This is a genomic window from Oleiphilus sp. HI0117 (genome assembly GCF_001635235.1).
On sequence record NZ_LWGA01000893.1, the window covers coordinates 1 to 2666 of the forward strand.

2 protein-coding genes and 1 pseudogene are annotated in these 2666 nt (G+C 44.1%); 2 read left to right on the forward strand and 1 reads right to left on the reverse strand.

Annotated features, from left to right (window positions below):
• Positions 1-72: 72 nt before the first annotated feature.
• Together A3757_RS15730 and A3757_RS15735 are read left to right on the forward strand one after the other, a co-directional pair.
• Positions 73-1770, forward strand: coding sequence for a hypothetical protein (locus A3757_RS15730; protein WP_068552989.1), 1698 nt, complete (start codon positions 73-75; stop codon positions 1768-1770).
• A 25-nt stretch (positions 1771-1795) separates the two neighbouring features.
• On the forward strand, positions 1796-2464 hold the full coding sequence (locus tag A3757_RS15735; protein WP_068508922.1) for a hypothetical protein: 669 nt from the start codon (positions 1796-1798) through the stop codon (positions 2462-2464).
• Between the two features lie 3 nt (positions 2465-2467).
• On the opposite strand, the pseudogene A3757_RS26890 reads toward A3757_RS15735, so the two are convergent.
• Positions 2468-2666 (reverse strand): annotated as a pseudogene (locus A3757_RS26890) (alpha/beta hydrolase); the annotation flags it as partial.

Genomic DNA, 2666 nt, shown 5'->3' on the forward strand with positions numbered 1-2666 from the left:
AAGTATTAATGCAAGAATTAAAGCGGTTTTATTTTGAAACTTGATAATTACTCTTTGGACCGGAATTAGCTTATGGCCTTGTCATCTACGAGTCTAAGTTCTATTGAACTGGTTCAGCCGGAAATTGAAGCAACAATTCAACACGCAGAGCAAAGCCTGGAACGATTTCAGGAAAATCGCGACAGTGGAGAAGATCTTCAGAACTGCATCGATTACTTGAACCAATTGCGCGGTATCTTTGTGCTGGTAGAGGTACAGGGCTGCGTGCTGCTATGTCAGGAATCTGTTGCCTTAGCGAATGAAGTGCCTGTTGGTGCAAATGACGACAAAAATGGCCTGTTAACAAACCTAAGTAATGCTATTTTTATCTTGCGCCGTTATACCGAATATTTTTGTCAGAAGAAGCTTGATCATCCAGAGCTTCTTTTGCCGATTATCAATGAGCTTCGAATAGCCAGAAAAACCAAACCCTTTCCAGAGTCACACTTTTTTGACTTACCCAGCGATAGGGCATTTGACCCGAGCACTATATTTGGCCTATCGAGTAGTAATAAACTTGGTGACTTTGAACACCACGCTAAGCGCTTCAGGCATATGTATCAGGTTGGTTTGCTTGACATATTGCGTGACCGAAACAAGCAAATAGCGTTGCGGCTAATCTCTCGTGCCTCCAAAGGTGCAATGAAACTATGTGCTGGTGAGCCATTGGCGCAATTTTGGGCCTTAGTGAATATTGTCGCAGACACCTTGCTTGAACAAGATATGAGTACTCATGACCTTCGCAAGCGCTTGTTTATGAAGGTTGAAAAGTACCTTCGTGAGATGGCATTGGTTGGAACTGTGGTGACCAGTAAATCGGCACCGGAGTCTTTGCATAAAGAGCTTATCTACTTGTTAGCAATTAGTGGTTCTTATTCTCAGCAAGTGAATGCAGTACTGGAAGGCTACAAAGTTTCCCTATTGGATTTTGATGAAAAGTCTTTATCGGCAGAAAGCAAGCGGTTGTTTGGCCCGGGTGCAGATGTTCTTAAGTCTTTGTCCAATGCATTGCAAGAAGAGCTAATTCAGCTTAAAGAAAAATTAGATATTCTTGAGCGTGGTGATGCGCCAAGCGATGAGGATATGCAGTTTATAGTGGGTGTCTTTGAACGCCTGAGCAGCACCTTGTCTATGCTCGACCTGAAGAAAATTAGCCTAGCTTGTGATCAGCAGATCGAAGCAATCAAAACTTGGCAAGGCACAGGGACGGATGTTGCCGAACAGGATTTATTTGCTGTAGCTGACGCTGTGTTAGGTATTGAGCAGGCGATTAAGCGCTTTGAAGAAACGGGTATTCAGGGTGAAGTAGAGTTGCAGTCGGCCCATAAAGATGGCGAAACGCCATATTTGAGCGAAGCGACTATCGTTGTTATTGATGAGTCAAAGTCCGGGCTAGGCTTGGCTAAACGATCAATTAGCTCCTACGTTGAATCCCAGGGTGATAAGCTTCACCTGGCAACAGTCTATACTGTCATGGACAGTATCCGTGGTGCAATGAGCATCATTGGTGAGGAGAGGTTAACGTCCTTGTTATTGAAGTGCATGTCCTGTATTCAACAGGAGTTGGTTGACGGTGATACGATGCCTGACCAGACTTTGTTAGAAACTCTGGCTGATGCACTGACTTCATTGGAATACTACATTGAGAGTATGACCAAGGCACAAACCCAGAATGATGCTTTGTTAAAGTTGTCAGAAGAAAGTCTGGCTTCAATTGGGTATGGTACTTAAGCTTATACAAGGGTAGGAGGTAATTATGTTCTTGCCCGTCTTGTCTATTGCTATTCTCGGCGCTCTGCTAATTGTTATTTCTTTCAAGTACCTGTTCCTTCGTACATGGTTCAAGGCATGGCTAAAAGCTACGCTTGCTATTCTAGCTATACTCTCTGCAATGGCCCTTCTTTACAGTTCCTGGGATTTGTACAGTTTTAAAGCACAAACTTCTGCTCAAAAGATAGCAAGCGTTGAAACATTTAGACTTGGACCTCAACGATATAATTTGGTTTTAGAGCTAAACGAACAGCCTCCTCTGCACTTTGAAATAGAAGGGGATATGTGGCAGCTGGATGCTCGCTTGCTCGTCTGGGGAGATTTCTGGCGCTTTTTAGGGATGGAAGATGCATTTCGTTTTGACCGCTTATCTGGACGTTACCATTCAATAGATGATGAAAGAAATAAGCCCAGGACGCTGTTTAATCTTTGGCAGGCTGACAAGGGCTCAGAAAATACGCTGCCTGTGCTTAGAGATTTTAAGCAATGGCTAACTAGTTATAAGTGGCTGCCAGGGGCGAGCTTGGTTTACGGGAGTGGTACCTTTATTCCTATGAAAGACCGGGCTCGGTTTAGCGTTTATTTGAGTGAGGGTGGTTTGCAGGCTCGAGCGGAGAATGTTCAGGCACACGAGGCAATTGAGAGCTGGCTTTAAGCTTTAAAACCGGCTTAAGCGATTTAAGTATTCAATCGCACGTTCTTCTGACCAGTAGAGTCCTTCTTTGTTAAAGCCCATAAAGCCAACATGACCACCAAAACGTGGTGTTTCTAGCTCGAAGCAAGGGTTGCTCTTCGCTGCTTCATGTGGGAAACATTGCTTTGTGAGGAATGGGTCATCTAACGCGCTGATAAGTAGT